Here is an 18741-nt window from a genome sequence, read left to right as displayed (position 1 = left end):
CTAGCGTTCCCTGCCATGCGGAGCGCCCGGCACTGGGACGCCCGCCTGCACTCCCTCGTGGGCGGCCTGCCCACCTCCCGCGCCGCCGACACCTGGCTGCGCCGGCTCACCACGACCGCCGACCACGGGAAGCTGTGGTTCGTCGTCGCCGCGCTCCTCCTCACCCGCCGCGGGTCCCTGCGGCGCGGCGCGATCCGCGGGCTCGGGTCGCTGGCGATGTCGAGCAGCCTGGTCAACGCCGTCCTCAAGCGGGTGTTCGGCCGCCGGCGCCCCGACCTCGGCTCGCACCCGGTCCAGCGGCTGCTGCACCGGTCGCTGACCACCCACTCCTTCCCCAGCGGCCACTCCGCGTCGGCCGCCGCCTTCGTCACCGGCGTCGCGCTCGAGGCCCCGGTCGCGGGCGCGGCGCTGGCACCGGTCGGGCTGGCCGTGGGGTACTCCCGGGTGCACGTGGGCGTGCACTACCCCGGCGACGTCGTCGCCGGCCTGGCCGTCGGCGCGGCGGTCGCGATGGGGACCCGGATCTGGTGGCGGGTCCGGCCGACGACGCCGGCCCGGGTGCGGACGGCGGGCAGCGCGCCGGCGCTGCCGGACGGCGAGGGGCTGGTGATCGCGGTCAACCCGCGGTCGGGGCCCGACGACTACGACCCCGCCGAGGACGTCGGCCGACTGCTCCCCCGCGCCGAGGTCCTCGAACTGCGGGAGGACACCACGGTCGGCGAGCTGCTCGCCGAGGCCGCCGCGTCGGGGCGGGCGCGGGCGCTGGGGGTGGCCGGCGGGGACGGCAGCGTGGCCGCGGCCGCCGCCGTCGCGCTCGAGCACGGGCTGCCGCTGGCGGTCCTCCCGGCCGGCACGCTCAACCACTTCGCCCGCGACGTGGGCGTGCACACCGTCGAGCACGCCGCCGAGGCGGTCGCCGCGGGTGCGGCGGTGGAGGTGGACGTCGCCGAGGTCAACGGGACGCCGTTCCTCAACACAGCCAGCATCGGCAGCTACCCGGAGATGGTGCGCCGGCGCGACGCGCTGGCCGGCCGCATGGGCAAGTGGGCGGCGATGGCGGTCGCCGCCGCCCGGACCCTCCACCACGGGACGCCGGTGTCGCTGCTCCTCGACGACCGCCCGGTGCTCGTCTGGATCCTCTTCGTCGGCAACGGCCGCTACACCCCGCGCGGGCTGGCGCCGGCTTGGCGCCCGCGGCTGGAGGACGGGCTGCTCGACGTCCAGTACCTGCGGGCCGACGTGCGGTTCAGCCGGACCCGCGCCGTGCTGGGCTCGCTGCTGGGCGTCAGCGACCACAGCTCCGGCTACGCGGAGTGCCAGGCGCAGCGGGTGCAGGTGGTCTCCCGGTCGGGGCCGCTGCAGGTGGCCTACGACGGCGAGGCCGGGGAGCGGGCGACCGAGTTCGACTTCCGCAAGCGGTCGACGCTCACCGTCTACTGCTCGCGGACGGACTGACGGCCGCCGTCGACCGGCGGAGTGGCGGCCACCTCACTACGGTCCCGAGCAGGGGTTGTCCCGGCGCGACCCGGGGCACCGCAGGCCTGACACGCACCGCGACGGAAAGAGGTCCCCACCATGTTGGTCCGCCGGATCGCCCGGCCGATGCTCGCCGCCACGTTCGTCTTCGGCGGCGTCGACACCCTCCGCCACCCGCAGTCGCGGGTCGCGGGCGCCAAGCCGGTCGTCGACACGATCACCGAGCAGGCCGACAAGCAGCTGCCGGTGCAGGTGCCGCGCGACGTCGAGCAGTGGGTCAAGATCGACGCGGCGGTCAAGGTCGGCGCCGGGGTGCTGTTCGCGCTCGGCAAGCTGCCGCGGCTGTCGGCGTTGGCCCTGGCCGTCAGCACCGTCCCGACGACGCTGGCCGGGCACCGCTTCTGGGAGTACGACGACCCGCAGCAGAAGGCCGGGCAGACCATCCACTTCCTGAAGAACCTCGGCCTGCTCGGCGGGCTGCTGATCGCCGCCGTCGACACCGAGGGCAAGCCGTCGGTCGGCTACCGGGCCCGCCGCGCGGCACGCAAGGCCGCCGACACCACCGAGAAGAACTACGAGAAGGCCCAGAAGCGCGCGGCCAAGGCGCACAAGAAGGCCGAGCGCAAGGCGAAGCGGGCCTCCCGCTGAGCGACCCGCTGCGCCCCGCGGACGCGCTCCGGAGGATCGCCTTCCTCCTGGAGCGCGCCCGCGAGCCCACGCACCGCGTGGCGGCGTTCCGCACCGCCGCCGCTGTCGTCGACACCCTCGGCCCCGACGAGCTGGACCGGCGGATCCGGACGAAGACGCTCACCGACCTGCGGGGCATCGGTCCCAAGACGGGTGCGGCGATCGTGCAGGCGCACGCCGGCGAGATCCCCGAGTACCTGGCCCGGCTCGAGGAGACCTACGGCGAGCTGGTGCCGCTGGCCGACGACGTCGCCGAGTTCCGCGCCGCGCTGCGCGGTGACCTGCACGTGCACTCGGACTGGTCCGACGGCGGCAGCCCGATCCGCGAGATGGCCGAGGCGGCGATCGGGCTGGGCCACGAGTACATGGCCCTCACCGACCACTCCCCCCGGCTGACCGTCGCCAACGGGCTCTCGCCGGAGCGGCTGGAGCGGCAGCTGGACGTCGTCGCCGCGCTGAACGAGGAGCTCGCGCCGTTCCGCATCCTCACCGGCATCGAGTGCGACATCAACGTCGACGGCAGCCTCGACCAGACCGACGAGCTGCTCGGCCGGCTCGACGTCGTCGTCGCCAGCGTCCACTCCGACCTGCGGGCCGAGAGCGCCGCGATGACCGCCCGGATGCTCGCCGCCGTGGCCGACCCGCACACCGACGTCCTCGGGCACTGCACCGGCCGGCTGCTCATCCCCCGGGAGCAGCGCGAGGGACGGCGCCAGCGCCCGCGGCCGGAGAGCACCTTCGACGCCGAGGCGGTCTTCACCGCGTGCGTCGAGCACGGCACCGCCGTGGAGATCAACTCCCGTCCCGAGCGGCTCGACCCGCCGATGCGGCTGCTGAACCTCGCGGTCGACCTCGGCTGCGAGTTCGCCGTCGACACCGACGCGCACGCGCCCGGTCAGCTGGACTGGCAGGGCAACGGCTGCGAGCGGGCCGTGGAGTGCGGCGTGCCGGTGGAGGCCGTGGTCAACACCTGGCCGGCCGACCGGCTGCTCGAGTGGACGGCGGGCTGACCCCGCGACGCTACGTGACGGCGGCCGCCGCACCGCCGGACCCGCCCGCACGGCCGTCCCAGGGCCCGCCGGTCCACCCGCGGCGGTGACGGTGGGTGCGGGCGCGCCCGGGGAGGGCTGGTCGTCCACCCACCCGGGTGATAACGCGCACGTTCGGGTGACCGCCTCGAGGAGCCGCCCGACGCCCCCGCGACGCCCCCCGAAGAGCTACCGAGGGGACCACGGACCATTGCGCAGGCCACAGTCATGGGGTACCAGGCGCAGCGACACGCTCGCTGAGCGGGCACGTGTGTGACCGATGTCACGCCGGGTGGGCCCGTCCGCGGGGCGACCGACCCGCCCGGCCGCGCCGAGGTCGCTTGCACGTTCGGAAGCCCACCCGGTAGTAATGGACCAGACCTCGGGGGCCACGGAGAGTCACCGTTCACCGGTGTGGATGGGTGAGCGCGATCGCTGGTTCCCGGGCGGTCGCGGCACCACCGCCGTGGCCAGTACACGACATCGGTCAGCACCACCAACGGGTAGTGATGATCCGCCGGGCGCACCTGGTCGCCATAGCCCGGCGGGGAGCAGAGGCGAAACCGGGCCCGTCCTAGAGAGGACACCCGCCTCATGCGTTCGCGACAGGTCATCGAGCTGCGCCCGCACTCGCTGCCCCACCACCCCACCGTGACGAGGATCGGCTCGCCGCGCGTGAGCGTCGTGGTCCCCACCTTCAACGAGGCCAAGAACCTCCCGCACGTCTTCGCGCTCATCCCCGACGACGTGCACGAGGTGATCGTGGTCGACGGCCGCAGCGTCGACGACACGATCGAGGTGGCGCGCTCGCTGCGTCCCGACGTCCGGATCGTGCTGCAGAACCGCCGCGGGAAGGGCAACGCCATGGCCTGCGGGTTCGCCGCGGTCACCGGGGACATCGTCGTGATGCTGGACGCCGACGGGTCGGCCGACCCCCGGGAGATCCCGGCGTTCGTCGGCGTCCTCACCGCCGGCGCCGACTTCGCCAAGGGCACCCGGTTCGCCAACGGCGGCGGCAGTTCCGACATCACCCGGACCCGCGCCTGGGGCAACCGGTGGCTCAACCGGATCGCCAACGTCCTGTTCGGCACCCGGTACACCGACCTCTGCTACGGCTACAACGCCTTCTGGTCCGACTGCCTGCCGGCGCTCGAGCTCGACGCCGGCGACCGCGGCAGCGACGCCAAGCTCTGGGGCGACGGGTTCGAGATCGAGACGATCATCAACACCCGCATGGCCAAGGCCGGGATGCACATCGTCGAGGTGCCGAGCTACGAGTTCGAGCGCATCCACGGCGAGAGCAACCTCAACACCTGGCGCGACGGGCTGCGCGTGCTCCGGGCCCTCGTCGTCGAGCGGGCGAACCGCAAGGGCCGCGCGCCGCGGGCCGACGTCGTCCCGGTCCGCTCGCTGGCCGACGACCGCGACGGCGCGGAGACCTCCGCCCGGACCGCGTGACCCCGGCGGACGGCCCGGTCCCCGGCGACCCCCGCGTGCCGCGCCCCTCGGGGCGCGCCCGCCGGTCGTGGGGCCGGGCCGTCCTGCCGTGGGCGGCCCTGGCCGTGCTCGCCGCGCTCGACCTGGTCGCGGAGTCGCGGTGGTGGCCCGTGCCGGTGGCGGGCCTGCTGGACGAGCCCGCTCACCTGATCACCGCCGGGCTGGTGCTGGCTGCCGTGGCACCGGCCGCGGCCCGGCCGTTCCTGCTCGCCGCGCTGGTCGGGTCGGTGGCCATCGACGTCGACCACGTGCCGCTCTACCTGGTCGGCGACGCGGTGGCCGGGGACGGCGGCCGGCCGGTCACCCACTCGCTGGCGTTCGTGCTGCTCCTCCTGGCCGCGGCGGCCGCGGTCCGGCGGTACCGCCTGCCGCTGGCCGGGCTGGCCTGCGGGGTCGCCCTGCACCTGCTGCGCGACCTGGCCACCGGCCCCGGCGTCCCGCTCCTGTGGCCGTGGCCCGGGGCGGCGCAGCTCCCCTACGCGCTCTACGCCGGCGTGCTCGTCGCGGCGACGCTGGCGGCGACCGCCCGGGCTCTGCGCACCGGAGGTCACCCCTCCGGAGGGCACTCCGTCGTCGGGCGGCCGGTGTGGCGTCTGCCCAGGTAGACTGGCCAGTCGTGTTCCGGGAGAGCCACAGGCGCAGGCGCGGGCCGCTGCTGGCGGCAGCCGCGGGTGCTGTCGCGCTCGCCGCCACGGGCTTCGTCGTCCTGCGCGACGACGAGGTGGTGACCGCCCGGCACCCGTCGACCGCGCCGGCCTACGACCTCCCGGGCTGGGACCTCGTGCTGGCCGAGGACTTCGACGCCGACGCCGCGCTCGGGGAGTTCGTCGACGTCTACCCCGGCTGGGCGGAGTACGACGGCGCCCGCGACACCTCCCGCGACCTCGGCCGCCGCGAGTCGCACCAGGGCGTCTACAACAGCTATGTGACGACCACCGTCCAGGACGGCGTGGTCGACGTCCGGGTACACACCGACGACGGCACCCCGCAGGTCATGGCGCTCACGCCGCCGCCGAACGAGCAGTGGGCCAACGACCAGCTGCACGGTCGCTACTCGGTCCGGTTCCGCGCCGACGAGGTCCCCGGCTACAAGATCGCCTGGCTGCTGTGGCCCTCCAGCGACGACTGGTCCGAGGGCGAACTGGACTTCCCCGAGGGTTCGCTCGGCCAGGAGATCGTCGGCAACGCGCACGACGTCACCGGCAACCCGTCCGTCAACAGGTTCTCCATCGGCACCGACGTCACGATGGAGGACTGGCACACCGCGACCATCGAGTGGGCGCCCGGCCGGGTCACCTTCCTCCTCGACGACCGGTCGTGGACGACGACGGACCCGGAGGCCATCCCCGTCGACCCGATGCGCTGGGTGCTCCAGATCGAGACCGAGCTGTCCGCGGAGGCGCCGCCGGCCGACGCCGAGGGCCACGTGGAGATCGACTGGGTCGCCGCCTGGCGCGCGGAGTGAGCTGCGCCACATCCGGCGGCTGGACGGCCCCACGATGGGGGGTGCCCGCGCTGAATTAGGCCCCAGCACCCGCGGCGTCTCCCTACCCTCGGGGCCGTGATCAGCAGTGCAGCCCCCGCGCCGCTGCTGCCCGTCTCCGGGAACGTGCTCGTCCGGCTGGTCGACCTCGCCGCCGACGCCGCCTCGACGGCCGCCGCCCGCACCTGCCTCACCGCCGCCGAGCGCGCGCACGCCGACCGCGGCACCCCGGACGTCGCCGTCCGCCGGCTGCTGCTGCGTGGCGCGCTCCGGCAGACCCTCGCGGATCTCCTCGGCCTGGACCCGTCCGACGTCCCGCTCACCGCGCCTCCGGGCCGCCCCCGGCTCACCGGTGTCGCGGCCGCCTCCGGACTGGACGTGAGCTGCTCCGCGAGCGCCGGCCTCGGCGTCCTCGCCGTCGCCTCCGGCGCCCGGGTGGGCGTCGACGTCGAGCGGGTCCGTGCCGTGCGCCTCGAGGACGCCGCCGCGGAGGGCTGGCTGGGCGCCGCCGAGCGCGCCGCGATCGCCGGCTTCCCCGCCGGGGAGCGCGCCGTCGTCCTCACCCGCTGCTGGACCCAGAAGGAGGCGGTGCTCAAGGGCCTCGGCGTCGGCCTGCGCACCGCCCCCCACACCGTCGTCACCCCCTCCGCCGGGCGGGCTCCCGGTCGCATCGGCGACTGGGAGGTCCGTTCCGTCGAGGTCCCCGAGGGCTGGGTGGGCAGCCTCGCCCTCCGCCCGATCGACCCCGCCGCCCACGCGGCCGACCCCACGGGAACCCCATGACCAGCAGTCGCGAGGCCGCCGCCTCCAGCGCCCTGACCCGCCGCCCGCAGCTGGCCGACTTCCGCGACCGCGCGGAGGCCGCCGCCGGCCGTGACCTCGGCGACGCAGTCGCGATGCACGAGTGGTCGGTGCAGGAGTTCCGCGAGTTCTGGCGGCTGTTCCTGGACTGGGCGGAGCCGGTCACGGAGGGCTCGGCCGATCCGGTCTGCACCGGCGACGACGTCGAGACGGCGGTCTTCTTCCCGGAGGTGCGGCTCAACTACGCCGAGAACCTGCTCCGCCCCCTGCCGGACGTCGACGACGACGCGGTCTGCCTGACCGCGGTGCACGGCGACGGCAGCCGGGACCGCTGGACCCGCCGGGACCTGCGCGAGGAGGTCGACCGGACGGCGACCGCCCTGGCCGGCCAGGGGGTCGGCGCCGGGGACCGCGTGGTGGTGGTCGCGGCCAACAACGGCCGGGCCGTCGTCGCCGCGCTGGCCACCGCCGCGCTCGGTGCCACGCTGTCCTCGGGCATGCCCGACATGGGCCCGGCAGCGCTGCTCGGCCGCTTCACCCAGGTCGAGCCGGCGCTCCTGGCGCTGGACCGCACCGGGGCACCCGGCTGGGACGGCGCCGACGGCGACCTCCTGGACCAGGTGGTGACCGGCCTGCCCACCGTCGGCACCGTCGTCGTCCTCGACGCGCTCCCGCTGCCGGCACTGCCCGGCGTGCGGGTGGTGCGGCTGGCCGACCTGCTCGCCGACGTCGGCCCGGGGACCCCGCGCGCGCCGTGGCCGCGGATGCCGTTCAACGACCCGCTGTTCGTGATGTTCTCCTCGGGCACCACCGGCCCGCCCAAGGCGATGGTGCACGGCATCGGCGGAACGCTGCTGGAGCACCTCAAGGAGCACCGGCTGCACGGCGACCTCGACGCCCGGGACACGCTGTACTTCCAGACCACCACCGCCTGGATGATGTGGAACTGGCAGCTGTCCGCGCTGGCGGTGGGTGCCTCCGTCGTCCTCTACGACGGCCCCGTCCTCGGCCCGGAGACGCTGTGGCGGCTGGCCGCCGAGGAGCGGGTGACGGTGTTCGGCACCAGCCCGGCCCACCTCCAGCTCTCGCAGGACACCGGGCTGCGCCCGGCCGAGGCGTTCGACCTCGGTGCGCTGCGGGCCGTCATGTCCACCGGCTCGGTGCTGCACGACTGGCAGTTCGACTGGTTCGCCGGCGCGGTCGGCGCCCAGCCGCTGCAGTCGATCAGCGGCGGCACCGACATCATCGGCTGCTTCATGCTCGGCCACCCCGAGCTGCCGGTGGTCCGCGGCCGCAGCCAGGCGCTGAGCCTCGGGCTCGACGTCGCCGCGCTCGACGCAGCGGGCTCCCCCGTCCTGGACCGGCAGGGCGAGCTGGTCTGCCGCCGTCCGTTCCCCTCCCGGCCGGTCCGCTTCCTGCGAGACCCCGACGGCGCGCGGCTGCACCAGGCCTACTACTCGGACCACCCGGGCGTCTGGACGCACGGCGACGTCGTGGACATCGCGCCGGACGGCACGGCGCGGGTGCACGGGCGCTCCGACGGCGTGCTGAACATCGACGGCATCCGCATCGGGCCCGCCGAGATCTACCGCATCCTCAAGGGACTGCCGGAGATCGCCCAGGCCGTGGCGGTCGAGCAGCGGCACCCCACCACGCCCGGGGCGACCCGGCTGGTGCTGCTCGTGCAGCTGCACGGGGGCGCCGTCCTCGACGGTGAGCTCGAGCGCCGGATCCGGACGACCCTGCGCCGCGAGGCCACCGCCGCGCACGTGCCGGCCCTCGTTCTGGCCGTCCCCGAGGTGCCCCTGACGCACAGCGGCAAGGTCTCGGAGAAGGCCACCCGCGACACCGTCAACGGCGACCGCGTGGTCAACGTCGACGCGCTGCGCAACCCTGGTTCCCTGGCGACCATCACCGCCGCCCTGCGCGCGGCGACCGGGCAGGCGGTGCCGGCGCCGTCCGCCGAGCCGGTGCCCACCGTGCCCGTGCCCCGCGTCGCGCCGGACGCGGGGGACGCGGCGCCCGTCACGTCGGCGATCGCCGGCATCTGGCGCGAGCTGGGGGTGACGCCGCACGCCGGGATCGAGGACTTCTTCGACCTCGGCGGCACCTCCCGGCAGTCGATGACGCTGCTGCGTCGGGTCAAGCTGGAGCTCGGCGCCGACGTCTCCATGGAGCAGTTCCTCGCCGACCCGACCGTCGCCGGCCTGACCGCGGCGGTGCTGACCACCTCGGGAGCCTCGGCCGTTCCGCTGCTGGCCGCCGGCGACCCGGCCGGGACGCCGCTGTTCCTGCTGAACGACGCCTGGGGCGAGGTCGAGGTCTACCGGACGCTGGCCGAGCTGCTGGTCGGCGCGGGGCCGGTGTACGGCGTCCGGGCGGAGCTGGTGGGCGTCGACGGCCGGCGCAAGTCGATCGACGACCTGGCCGACGAGCACGCCACGACGCTGGCCACCGCCCGGCCGGAGGGCCCGCTGCGGCTGGCCGGCTTCTCCTTCGGCGGGCTCGTCGCCTTCGAGACCGCGCGCCGGCTGCGCGACGCCGGGCGGGAGGTCGAGTTCCTCGGCCTGCTCGACCCGCTGCCGCCGGAGGACAGCCTGTCGCCGGTGCGCCGGCAGCTGCACCGGCTGACCGGCCAGGTCGGCGCGCTGATCCCCGGGCTCGGGTCCCGGCGGCTCGGCGACGTCCTGCGGCACCGGTTCCGGCCGGAGAGCCGGCCGGTCGACCAGCAGGCGCTGGACGAATCGGGTGGGGTCTACGCCCGGCACCGGCTGCGGCGCTACGACGGTCCGGCGACCTACTTCCGGGCGCGGCGGCGGATCCCGGTCACCGGGCACTTCCTGTCGGCCTGGCGGGCGGCCGCGCCGCGGCTGGACGTCGTGTCGGTCCCGGGCCCGCACCACGACCTGCTGGCCGGCCGGCACGTGGTCGCGCTGGCCGTGCAGATGTCGTTGGCGATCCGGACGGCGGCCCGGTCGCGCCGGTCCTGACTCCCGCCCGCGGCGGCGCCGTCCCGGAGGACGGCGCCGCTCAGCGAGCGAAGAGGCGCAGCAGCGGGCGGCGGTAGCGGCCGCAGGCGCACAGGGCGCAGTCGGTGCCCCGGCGGTAGTGCTCGTGTGCCTGCTTGCCGTGCCCGCAGGTGCACGACCGGCCCTCGATGGAGACGGCGGCGGCGGCGACGCGCAGCGCCGCCGTCCGGTTCACCCGGGGAGCGGGGAGCGGGTCGGAGCCCAGTGGGTGCACAGCCGCGTCCTTCACGTTCACGTGGAGCCGCGGCCCGTACCGGCGCGCAGCAGTAACGGAGCAGACACTAACTGTCACTGCCCGGGGTCTGCGCGTCACGACACCACCTTCTCCTGCCGGCGTCTTCCGTCACACCCCTCGTCCCGCAGCTTGAGATGAACCCGGTCGGGGGAATCGGTGCACGACCACGCCCCGTTACCCTCGGTCCGTGCACCATTCGCTCTCGGTCGTCATCTGCGCGTACACCCTCGACCGGTGGGGCGACATCGAGGCCGCGGTCGCGAGCCTCCAGCGGCAGGAGCGCCGCCCGGACCAGGTCGTGCTCGTCGCCGACCACAACCCCGAGCTGCTCGAGCGCGCCCGGACCGCCTTCCCCGACGTCACCGTGCTGCCCAACGCCGGCCCCCGCGGGCTGTCCGGCGCCCGCAACACCGGCGTGGAGGCGGCCACCGGCGACGTGGTGGCCTTCCTGGACGACGACGCCGCGGCCGATCCGCTCTGGACGGCGCAGCTGCTCGAGGCCTTCGCCGCCGGGGACGACGTGATCGGCGTCGGCGGCTGGGTGGAGCCGGACTGGCGAGCACCGCGCCCGGCCTGGTTCCCCGATGAGTTCCTCTGGGTGGTGGGCTGCAGCTACACCGGCCTGCCCACGACGCGGGCGGAGATCCGCAACCCGATCGGCGCCAACATGGCGTTCCGGCGCGACGCGTTCACCAAGGCCGGCGGCTTCGACTCCGACATGGGCCGGATGGGCGCCGACGCGGCCGGCTGCGAGGAGACCGAGTTCGCCATCCGTGCCCGGCGCGCCCTTCCCGAGACCCGGGTGGTGCTCGAGCCGTCGGCGCGCTGCCGGCACGGCGTCTCGCCGGACCGGGTGACCCGCACGTACTTCCGGCGTCGCTGCCGGGCGGAGGGGCGCTCCAAGGCCCTGGTCAGCCGGCTCGCCGGCGCGGAGTCGGCCCTGGAGACCGAGCGCACCTACGTGCGGCGCACGCTGCCCCGCGGCGTGCTCCGCGGCCTGGGCCGGCTGGTCCGTGGCGACCGCGCCGGCGGCGCGCAGGCGTGGGCCATCGTCGAGGGGACGGCGCTCACCGCCGGCAGCTACGCACTCGCACGGGTGAAGCAGGCCCGCGGCGGCGCCGCGCCCGTTACCTGAGGGTTTGCAGAACGGATATGTTCCGAGTCATGGACGAGCGGAGCGCGCCCCGCACCCGCACGCCGGTGCCGATCCTGCTCTACCACGCCATCACCGAGACCCCCGGCGAGCACATCGCCCCGTTCGCGGTCTCGCCCCGGGCATTCGCCCAGCAGCTCGACGTCCTGGTGGACGCCGGCTACCGCTGCATCACCTTCGGTGAGCTGGTCGCGGCCGAGGTCGCCGGCCGGCCCCCGGGCTCCGACGGCGGGAGGGTCGCCGTCATCACCTTCGACGACGGGTTCGCCGACTTCGCCACGGCGGCCCTGCCCGCGCTGCGCGACCGGTCGCTGGTCTCGACCCTGTACGTGACCACGGGCTGGCTCGAGGGCGGCCCGGAGCGGCGGCCGGGGCCGAGCGACCGGATGCTGTCCTTCGCCGAGCTCCCCGGCCTGCTGGCCGAGGGCGTCGAGCTGGGGGCGCACAGCCACAGCCACCCGCAGATGGACACGCTCCGCGCCGCGCAGCTGCGCGAGGAGCTCGTCCGGCCCCGGGAGCTGCTCGAGGACGTCCTGGGCCGGCCGGTGACCACCTTCGCCTACCCGCACGGCTACAACGGCCCGCGTGTGCGCCGGGCCACCCGGGCCGCCGGCTACGACAACGCCTGCGGGGTGCGCAACGCGCTGCACTGCGCCGGGGAGGACGTCTTCGCCATCTCCCGGCTCATGCTGCGCCGCACCACGACCCTGGACCAGCTCTCCCGCTGGCTGCAGGACGTCGAGTGCACGCCGGTCGACCGCGAGGCCTGGCCGACCCGCGGCTGGCGGGCCTACCGGCGCGCCCGCGCGGTGGTCCGCCGCCGGCCGGGCTCGGTCTACGCCTGACCGACCCCAGGGCCAGGCCGGGGCGTCGCGGTCAGGGGAGGTCGGCGAACCACTCCGCGAGGTCCTCGCCCTGGAAGCAGGACGGCGCGACGTGCTCGCCCTCGCACTCGACCACGCTGATGTCGGCGGCGTCCTCGACGCGCGCGACGAACGGCTCGGCGTTGTCCGCGTTGATGACCACCTCGTCCTCGGTGGCGAGGTAGAACCGCATGCTCGTGCCCGCCCAGTCCTCGGCGGGCCGAGCCGCGGGGTTCTGCTCCCCCGTGGGGAACGTCCCGTCGTAGGCCTGCAGCACCTGCGGCTCCTGCTGGGTGCCCAGGACGACGTCCAGGTCGACCAGCGGCGAGATGAGGGCCATGCCGCGCACGTCCGGGATGCGCTCGTCGGCCAGCAGCTGCAGCCCGGCGACGGCACCCATCGACTCGGCGATCAGGTAGGTGTCGGTGGTGCCGTACCGCTCGGCGAGCTCGGCGGCGAGGGCGACGTAGCCGGCCTGGGACGCCTCGTTGCCGAAGGCGTTGAGGTGGCCGTCGCTGCCCGCCACCACGTAGCCCGCGGCCACCAGCCGGTCGACCATGTCGATCCGCTTCTGCTCCTCGGACAGCGCTCCGGCGTCGTCGTCGAGGCCGTGCAGGAAGACCACCAGTCCCCGGGGGTCGCCCTCCCCCGGCGCGATGGCCACCGCGTCCTGGGCGTCGACGGTGAGCTCGGTGACCTCCGGCTCGACCTCGGGGACCTCCGGCGACTCGGCGGCACCGCCGCCGCAGCCGGCCAGCAGCGCGGTCGTGGCGAGGGCGGCCACCCGCCGCCGGGCGCCCCTCGACGGGCGGTCTCCCATGCCGACGGGGAACAGCTGTCCGGGCATGGGGGAACGCCTCCAGGGATCGGGGTTGTGCTGGTCATCTTCGTCCACCGGTCCCCTCGACGTGCCACCACCCGGCCGACGTTCCCCCGACCGGGCTGCTGCGAGCGGCATCACACTCGGTGACCGGTCATCCGGACGGGTGGCAAGATGGCTCGTCGTGGCCCGGGGAGCCCCTTCTCGACGTACCGTCGAACGGTTCGCGTCGAGGTCCCTCCCGCCTGGGCCCCTGCTCGCACCGGGCGGTCGCACCACGGCGATGTGGGCGACGCGCACACCTCCTGCCCCCTGTCTCCCGGAGAGTCGATGATCTGCGGTCCGTCCCGCGGCTGCGCCGCCCGGCGCACCGCCCCCGGCGTCCTCGTGCCGTCCGCCTCGCGGAGGAGCGCGTGACCGCGGGCCCGCGGACGGCTGCCCGGGCGCTCCGGATCCAGGCCCACAACGCCCAGTGGCTGGAGCTCTCGAGCGTCACGCTGCTGGCCGGCCTGGACCCGGCCGTCGACCCGGCGGCCCTGCGCGCCACGCTGCGCCGGCTCTACGACGTCGACCCGACCGCGCCGATCCTGTGCCGGGTCGCCGGCCGGCCGCTGCGCTGGGTCCCGGTGCCGCCGGAGGAGATCGACGCGCGGCTCGAGGAGCTCGTCGTCGACGTCCGCGGCAGCGGCAAGGAGGACGCCGAGGAGGCCGTGGAGCGGCTGCTGCGCGAGGCCGACCCGATGGTCCCCTTCCGCCTGTACGTCCACGACGACCACCACGCCTGGCAGCTGAGCCACGTGCTGGGTGACGGCATCTACGCCAACCGGCACGTCGTCGCCGAGCTGGTCCGCTGCGCCGCGACCGGCGAGGTGCCCACCGGGCTGGTCCGCGGGCCCGATCGCCCGCGGCTGCTGGCCAGGGCCGTGTGGCGGACCCTCCTGCGGCGCCCGCAGGCGGCCACCTGGCGCGAGGCCCTCGACCGGCTGCGGTCGGCCCCCTCGGCGTCGGTACCGGCCGGCGACCCGGCCGACCGGCAGGTCTCGCTGTCGGTCGTGAGCCGGATGAGCGCGCCCGGCGTCCGCGAGTCGGTGCGGCACTGGCGGGACGCGCACGCCGCCGACACGTCGGTCGCCGTCGCGACCATGTCCGCGGTCCGCTCCGCGCTGGAGGCTGAGGGCGCGTTCGCGCCGGAGACCGACACGGTGGTGCTCTTCGACGGCCGTCGGTACCTGCCGCCCGGCACGCACGTCGCCGGCAACTTCAGCGGCGCCCTCCGGCTGGCACCGGAGAACGCCGCCGACCCGCGGCTGATGGCCCGCCAGATGCGCCGGGACGCCGCCCTGGGGCTGCCCCTGGTGTCGATGCTGGTCGCGATGGTCCAGCACACGCTGTCCCGCGTACGGCCCTCCCACGGCACCGGGAGCGGGTCGGTCGTGCTGACCCACCTCGGCGCGCTGGGTGAGGTCCGCGACCTGCCGTGGCGGGCGCCGGACGCCGAGCAGAAGGTCATCCAGGCGCCGGCCCCCAGCCCCGCGGTGAGCATGACCGCGTGCATCAGCGAGTGGCGCGACCGGCTGCTGCTCAGCGTCTCGTTCGACAGCCGCCGGGTGCCCCGCGCCGCGGTGACGCGGGCGCTGGACCGGGTCCTCACCGACCCGGCCGCGTTCCTGCCGAGCGCCCGGGGGCACGGGTGAACGCGGCCGCCCGAGGCGGTCGGCACCTGGAGCGCAACGCCCTCTACCTCATGGCCGGCACGGTGCTCACGGCCGGCGTCGGCATGGTGTTCTGGGTCGCCGCGGCGCGGTTCTACGAGACCGCCGAGGTCGGCCGCGCGGCGGCGGTGATCTCCACCGCCGCGTTCCTGGGCAGCCTGTCCCACCTCAACCTGGGCCAGGTCTACGCCCGGTTCCTCCCCGCCGCCGGGCAGCAGACCCGCTACCTGGTCCACCGCGGCCTCGTGCTGATCGGCGCCGTGGGCGTGCTGGTGGGCACGGGCTTCGTGCTGCTGTGGCCCAGCGAGGTGCTGTTCGCCTCGACGGCCGAGGCGGCGTTCTTCCCGCTCGCGGTCGCCGTCCTCGCCGTCTTCACCGTGCAGGACTTCGTCCTGCTCGGGCTGCGCGGCGCGTCGTGGATCCCGATGAAGAACCTGGCCTTCTCCGTCGTCAAGCTCGTGCTGCTCGTCGCGCTGGCCGCGGTCCTGCCGCAGGGCGGGCTGGTCGTCGCCTGGGTCGTCCCGGCGGTCGTGGCGGTGGCGGTGATCCAGGTCCTGGTCCACCGCCGGCTGCTGCCGCGGCGGATGGCGGAGGCCGACGAGGGCCACCGGCTCCCCCCGGTGCGCGGGCTGGTCGGCTACGCGTCGGCGGAGTTCGCCATCGGGGTGATGTCGCAGGTCATCCCGATGGTCCTGCCGCTGATCATCCTGCACGAGCTGGGTGCCGAGCAGAACGCGTACTTCGCCATCCCGTGGACGATCAACGCCGCCCTCAACATGCTGGCGTGGAACATCGCCACCAACTTCGTGGTGGAGGCCTCCGCCGACGAGGAGCAGACGCAGGCCCTCACCCGGCGGTCGCTGCGCCTGGGCCTGCTGGTCGGCGGCAGTGGCGCGCTGACCCTGCTGCTCTTCGCCCCGCTGGTCCTGTGGCTCTTCGGCGGGCAGTACGCGGCCGAGGGCGTCGACCTGCTGCGGCTCATGGCACTGGCCGAGCCGTTCGTCATCATCACCACCGTGTACTCCGGGGTCCTGCGGATCCGGAGGCAGGCCGGCCGGGTGGTCATCGTGCAGGGCACCATCGCGGTCGCGATCGTGTCCCTGACCGTGCTGCTGATCCCGTCGATGGGCGTGACCGGGGCCGGCCTGGCCTACCTGATCGCCGAGGGCGGCGTCGGGCTGGTGCTGCTCGTCCCGCTGATCCGCAGCCTGCGGCACCGGAGGCCGGCCGCGGCGCCGCGACCGGACGCGGTGCCGGCCGTGCCCGGTGCGGACCGGTGACCGGGCCCCGGCACCACGGTCGGATGGCCTCCAGCCCCCGTCCGGGTGAGCGGGGGCCGCGAGCTGCCCTGACACCCGGCTCGACCGGCCATCATCACCCGAGCAGCGCGCTGCCCGCACGGCCGCGCACGTCGTCTGGAGGAGTCCACTGATGTCCGCGACCGGCACGGCCGCCGGAGACGGCGCCTCGAGGATCGCGGAGGCGGTCCCGCCCCCGGGCCAGGAGCCCTCGACCCGCGACGTCGCCCCGCGCCGGCACCCCGCCCGCGAGCGCGCCGTCCTGCTGGCCGCCGCGCTGGTGGCCGTGGCCACCCCGGTCGTCGCCGCGCTGGACGTCGACGTCCCCGGCCGCCCGGTGCTCGCCGTCCTGTTCGTGCTGACCGTGCCCGGGGTGCCGCTGGCCGCGCTGCTGCGGCTGCCCGGGAAGCTGCTGCCCGCCGCGCTGGCCGTCGCGCTCAGCATCGCCACCGCGCTGCTGCTGGCCACCGCCGGCCTCGGCACCGGCTGGTGGAGCCCGCTGGGCTGGGCGGCGGTCAGCTCCGCCGTCGGCCTCGTGGCCACGGCATGGGCACTCACGCGGCTGCCCCTCCCGGAACCCGGGGACGACGCGCCGCGCGGAACGTCCGCACCGGCGGCCCGCGGGCTGCGCGGCCGCCCCGTGGCGCTGGCCGTGCTGGCCGCCGCCGTCGCGCTGTGGTGGCTGGCCACCCGGTGGACCGACCTCGACGATGCGGGCGCCACCGGCGTCGTCGGCGTCGTCGCCTGGCCGTACGTGGCCGCCGTCGTCCTCGTGGCCGCGGTCGCCGCCCTCCACCTGTCCAGCCGCCGGCCGGACCCGGTGGTCCTCGGAGCCGCCGCCGTCGTCCTGGCGCTGATCGTGTACGCGTTCGTCAACGTCACCGACGGCGTGGCCGGCGTGCCCACCGGGTGGCTGCACGTCGGGTTCGCCGACTACATCGCCGAGAACCAGCAGTCCTTCGACGGCCTGGACGCGCGCGCCAGCTGGCCGGCGTTCTTCACCGTCGCCGCGCAGCTGGTGCAGCTCGGCGGGGTGGCCGACGCGAGCGCGTTCCTCGCCTTCGCGCCGTTCGTCTACAACGTGCTGGCGATCCCGGCGATCCTGGTCGTGGCCCGCTGCGTGACCCGGTCGGGCCGGCTGGCCTGGCTGGCGGTGTTCCTCTACCTGGGCGCCAACTGGGTGCAGCAGGACTACTTCGCCCCGCAGGCCACCGCCTTCGTGCTGTACCTGGCGGTGCTCGCCACCCTGCTCTGGGAGGCCACCGCGGCGCCGGTGGCGCCGCTGACCGGTGGGCTGTGGTCGAAGGCGCTGCAGGTCTGGAAGCGCCGTCCGGGCCTGCCCGCCGGGACGACGCCGGGCCAGTCGCTGGCGCGGCTGGCCGCCCTGGTGTTCATCGCCGCGGCGCTGGTCGTCGGGCACCAGCTGACGCCGATCAGCCTGGTGATCACCGCGTTCCTCTTCGCGCTGACCGGCTACACGCGGCACCGCCGGCTGTGGCTGGTCGCCGCGCTGCTGTTCCTCGGCTGGTTCAGCTACGCGGCCAGCGACTACTGGGTGGGCCACCTCGACAACGTCCTCGGCGACGTCGGCCAGCTGTTCGGCAACCTGGACAGCGCGGTCTCCTCGCGCGTCGTGGCCGGCGACGAGACCTACCAGCTCATGCAGAACCTGCGGATCGGCTGGTCACTGCTCTACGGCCTCCTGGCCCTGGTCGGGCTCTGGACGATCCGCCGCCGTCCCGACGCCCTGCTGACCGGGCTCCTGCTGGTGGGCGCCGGCGCCCTGGTCGCCATGCAGAGCTACGGCGGCGAGGTCATGCTGCGGACCTTCCTCTTCGCCGCCCCGATCCTCGCGCCGCTGAGCGCGCTCGCGCTGAAGAGGCTGGCGACGCGGCGGGCGCTGGTCCCGGCCGTGGTGCTCGCGGTGGTCCTCACCGCATGGGTGATGGTGGGTACCGCCGTCCGCGGCGTGAACGTGTCCTTCGAGCGGGTCACCGCCGACGACGTCGCCGCCGCGCAGGTGCTGTGGGACGAACTGGACCCCGGGGACACCGTCGGCTTCCTCGCCACCGCCGGCGCCTACGGGGCCGACCGGGTGGGCGAGTACGAGCCGCTGGTCATGGACGAGGAGTTCTGCGGCACCGGCGCGCTGGAGTGCGCGCTCGACCGCCAGCCGGACTTCATCGTGGCCAGCCGAGCGCAGGACGCGCAGCGGGAGCTGGCGGCCGGTGACCCGCCGGGCGCGAGCACGGCGCTGGCCGACGAGCTCGTCGCCCGCGGCCTGTACGAACGGATCTACAGCGGGCCGGACGCGCAGGTCCTCCGGCTCGTGGCGCAGGGAGGCTGACCGTGGTCGACGCTCTGACCGGCTGGCTGGGGATGACCCTCATCGGCCTGACCGTGGTGGTCGCGCTCGCGCTCGAGGTGCGCGACGAGCGCACCTCCGCCGACGGCACCGTCGCGCGCACGGACGGCGACAGCCGCGTCGTCGCCCGGCGCTCCCGTGGGGCCGGTCGGGTGCTGCAGCTGCTGCTCGCCGTGCTGGTCGCCGGCTGCCTGGCCGCGACCGTCGTCCGCCTGGCGACCCTGGCGTTCTGAGGCCCGCCCCGCATCCACCGGAGCCGCCCGCAGGCGGCCCGCTGACTCCGGGACCGCCCGG

At 75.3% G+C, this 18741-nt stretch carries 16 protein-coding genes; 14 read left to right on the top strand and 2 right to left on the bottom strand.

The genetic code is table 11. The features are described 5' to 3' along the window. Nucleotides 1-15 precede the first annotated feature (15 nt). From MY520_RS00425 to MY520_RS00390, 8 genes are all read left to right on the top strand, one after another. Complete coding sequence (locus tag MY520_RS00425) at nucleotides 16-1455, top strand: bifunctional phosphatase PAP2/diacylglycerol kinase family protein (RefSeq protein ID WP_436688963.1); 1440 nt, start codon at nucleotides 16-18, stop codon at nucleotides 1453-1455. A gap of 120 nt (nucleotides 1456-1575) precedes the next feature. Then, the gene (locus MY520_RS00420; protein WP_436688961.1) at nucleotides 1576-2124 is read left to right on the top strand and encodes a DoxX family protein; all 549 of its coding nucleotides are present in this window, start codon (nucleotides 1576-1578) and stop codon (nucleotides 2122-2124) included. Further along, the gene (locus MY520_RS00415; protein WP_436689343.1) at nucleotides 2121-3173 is read left to right on the top strand and encodes a PHP domain-containing protein; all 1053 of its coding nucleotides are present in this window, start codon (nucleotides 2121-2123) and stop codon (nucleotides 3171-3173) included. Before MY520_RS00420 ends, MY520_RS00415 begins: the two co-directional genes overlap by 4 nt. 612 nt (nucleotides 3174-3785) lie before the next feature. Then, on the top strand, nucleotides 3786-4649 hold the full coding sequence (locus tag MY520_RS00410) for a glycosyltransferase family 2 protein (RefSeq protein ID WP_436688959.1): 864 nt from the start codon (nucleotides 3786-3788) through the stop codon (nucleotides 4647-4649). Continuing rightward, a complete protein-coding gene (locus MY520_RS00405) occupies nucleotides 4646-5293 on the top strand; it encodes a metal-dependent hydrolase (RefSeq protein WP_436688957.1) in 648 nt (215 codons plus the stop codon). The genes MY520_RS00410 and MY520_RS00405 overlap by 4 nt, the downstream gene beginning before the upstream one ends. A gap of 11 nt (nucleotides 5294-5304) precedes the next feature. Continuing rightward, nucleotides 5305-6153, top strand: a complete 849-nt coding sequence (locus MY520_RS00400) for a glycoside hydrolase family 16 protein (RefSeq protein WP_436688955.1) — start codon at nucleotides 5305-5307, stop codon at nucleotides 6151-6153. Between the two features lie 96 nt (nucleotides 6154-6249). After that, nucleotides 6250-6954, top strand: coding sequence for a 4'-phosphopantetheinyl transferase family protein (locus MY520_RS00395; RefSeq protein ID WP_436688953.1), 705 nt, complete (start codon nucleotides 6250-6252; stop codon nucleotides 6952-6954). After that, nucleotides 6951-9962: an acetoacetate--CoA ligase gene (locus MY520_RS00390; protein ID WP_436688951.1), complete on the top strand. Its 3012-nt coding sequence runs from the start codon at nucleotides 6951-6953 to the stop codon at nucleotides 9960-9962. Before MY520_RS00395 ends, MY520_RS00390 begins: the two co-directional genes overlap by 4 nt. Nucleotides 9963-10002: 40 nt before the next feature. On the opposite strand, the gene MY520_RS00385 is transcribed toward MY520_RS00390, so the two are convergent. After that, nucleotides 10003-10215: a hypothetical protein gene (locus MY520_RS00385; RefSeq protein ID WP_436688949.1), complete on the bottom strand. Its 213-nt coding sequence runs from the start codon at nucleotides 10213-10215 to the stop codon at nucleotides 10003-10005. A gap of 208 nt (nucleotides 10216-10423) precedes the next feature. On the opposite strand from MY520_RS00385, the gene MY520_RS00380 reads away from it, so the two are divergent. Both MY520_RS00380 and MY520_RS00375 read left to right on the top strand, forming a co-directional pair. Then, complete coding sequence (locus tag MY520_RS00380; RefSeq protein ID WP_436688947.1) at nucleotides 10424-11371, top strand: glycosyltransferase family 2 protein; 948 nt, start codon at nucleotides 10424-10426, stop codon at nucleotides 11369-11371. Nucleotides 11372-11400: 29 nt separating this feature from the next. Then, complete coding sequence (locus MY520_RS00375) at nucleotides 11401-12234, top strand: polysaccharide deacetylase family protein (RefSeq protein ID WP_436688945.1); 834 nt, start codon at nucleotides 11401-11403, stop codon at nucleotides 12232-12234. A 31-nt stretch (nucleotides 12235-12265) separates the two neighbouring features. Here MY520_RS00375 and MY520_RS00370 read toward each other — a convergent pair whose 3' ends face one another. Then, nucleotides 12266-13099, bottom strand: coding sequence for a serine aminopeptidase domain-containing protein (locus MY520_RS00370; RefSeq protein ID WP_436688943.1), 834 nt, complete (start codon nucleotides 13097-13099; stop codon nucleotides 12266-12268). 386 nt (nucleotides 13100-13485) lie between these two features. Between MY520_RS00370 and MY520_RS00365 the strand changes: the two genes are divergently transcribed. The 4 genes from MY520_RS00365 to MY520_RS00350 all read left to right on the top strand — a co-directional run bounded on the left by MY520_RS00365 (nucleotide 13486) and on the right by MY520_RS00350 (nucleotide 18680). Further along, nucleotides 13486-14766 (top strand): hypothetical protein, encoded by a 1281-nt coding sequence (locus MY520_RS00365; RefSeq protein WP_436688941.1) that lies wholly within the window; start codon nucleotides 13486-13488, stop codon nucleotides 14764-14766. Further along, a complete protein-coding gene (locus tag MY520_RS00360) occupies nucleotides 14763-16064 on the top strand; it encodes a lipopolysaccharide biosynthesis protein (RefSeq protein WP_436688939.1) in 1302 nt (433 codons plus the stop codon). The genes MY520_RS00365 and MY520_RS00360 overlap by 4 nt, the downstream gene beginning before the upstream one ends. Before the next feature lie 151 nt (nucleotides 16065-16215). After that, nucleotides 16216-18429, top strand: a complete 2214-nt coding sequence (locus tag MY520_RS00355) for a serine/threonine protein kinase (RefSeq protein WP_436688937.1) — start codon at nucleotides 16216-16218, stop codon at nucleotides 18427-18429. A 2-nt stretch (nucleotides 18430-18431) separates the two neighbouring features. Beyond that, nucleotides 18432-18680, top strand: coding sequence for a hypothetical protein (locus MY520_RS00350; protein ID WP_436688935.1), 249 nt, complete (start codon nucleotides 18432-18434; stop codon nucleotides 18678-18680). Nucleotides 18681-18741 lie beyond the last annotated feature (61 nt).

The sequence above is a fragment of the Geodermatophilus sp. CPCC 205506 genome (genome assembly GCF_051383635.1).
GTDB lineage: Bacteria > Actinomycetota > Actinomycetes > Mycobacteriales > Geodermatophilaceae > Geodermatophilus.
The sequence above is the reverse complement of the archived record's forward strand: the minus strand, read 5'-3'. Positions and strand labels throughout refer to the sequence as shown.